This window comes from Serratia sp. root2 (genome assembly GCF_031931805.1).
Taxonomy (GTDB): Bacteria; Pseudomonadota; Gammaproteobacteria; order Enterobacterales; family Enterobacteriaceae; genus Serratia; species Serratia inhibens.
In genome coordinates, this window is the sequence record NZ_JAUJXB010000018.1 from 1 (window position 1) to 1,419 (window position 1,419).

General features: G+C 63.4%; 1 protein-coding gene. It reads right to left on the reverse strand.

Annotation, left to right across the window (positions count from 1 at the left end; genetic code table 11):
• Positions 1–1,419, reverse strand: a 1,419-nt coding sequence (locus QZQ97_RS24475) for a fimbria/pilus outer membrane usher protein (protein ID WP_311995509.1), incomplete at both ends; no start/stop codon positions are given.

A 1,419-nucleotide genomic window follows, 5' to 3' on the forward strand; every position in this document is an offset into this window, starting at 1 on the left:
TATTTCGCATCCAGATACTCGCTCATGCTCATGAAGTCCTGTTCCGAGAAGCGGTAGCCGGCAAAGGTCACCTGGCTGTCGTACTCGTCAAAACTCTTCGAGTAACTCAGGCGATAAGAGCCGCCGCTGAGCGTGCCCTCTTCCTGCGGCAAGCGCGCCCGCGACTGCGTGGCGTCAAACGACAGGGCACCGAACAGCATCAGGTCACGCCCGATACCCAGTGACAACGCGTTATAATCCCCGCCCGCCAGTACGCCACCGTACAGCGACCAGCCGTTGCTGACCCCCCAGGAGAACTCGCCGGTGCCGAACAGCGGGCCACGAGAACGGTGCTGCCAGTCCGACGGCTTGCCCGCCGCCAGCTTGAAACGTACCGCGCCCGGCCGCGTCAGGTACGGGATGTTCGCGGTGTTCATCACGAACTCCTGCACGCTGCCGTCCTGCTCTTCCACCCGCACGTTCAGCTCACCGCTGACCGCATCGTTGATGTCCTGAATGCGGAACGGCCCCGCGGCCACGCTGGTCTCGTACAGCACCCGTCCCTGCTGGCTGATGACCACTTTGGCGTTGGTCTTCGCCACGCCCACCACTTCCGGGGCGTATCCACGCAGGTTCGGCGGCAGCATGTTGTCGTCCGATATCAGGCTCGCCCCGGTAAAACGGAAGCTGTCGAACATGCCCGAATCCAGGTAGTTCTCCCCCAGCGTCAGCTTCGAGCGCAGCGACGGCACCGCCCGGTAGGCGTAATACCGGCTCCAGTCCAGTTGCTGACGGGTCGATTGCCCCGAACCGGTCTGGTGGTCAAGGTTGGCCTGCCAGTCCGCCCGCAGGCGCCAGGCCCCCAGGTTGACCCCGGTCGTGCCGTTGCCGCTCAGGGTCTGTGTGCTGCTGCCGCCCTGCTGCTGACGCTGGCTACGGGCATTGACGTTATAGTCAAACAGCAGACCCGGAATACCCTCGTCCCAGCGGGACGGCGGGTCCCAGTTCTCGTCGCTGTACTCCAGGAAGGCCTGCGGAATGCTCAGGTACAGGGCATTGGTGGCCAGGTCACCCCGCACCTCCATCCCCGGCACGCTGCCCTCATCCAGACACTCGCCGCCATGCCACCAGGTCAGATCCTTGAGCACGCCTTCCTTGAACCCCAGCTCATTCGCCAGCGCCTGGCTGATACAGGCCCGGCTGCCGTTCGGATCCTCCTCCGGCGCATAAAACGCAATCTGCTGCTCCGGCAGGTCATTCTTGTTGATATGCACCACCATGCCGTAGGTGCCCGGCATGATGTAGCCCCCACGGGAAAACTGGCTCAGGTCGATATTTTTGCGGTCGTTGACGTCCAGCACATCCGTGTTGAACTGAATGTCATCTGCCGCGTAGACCACGGTCATCGGCGAGCCCAGGGCCAGCGAGACGCACAGCCCC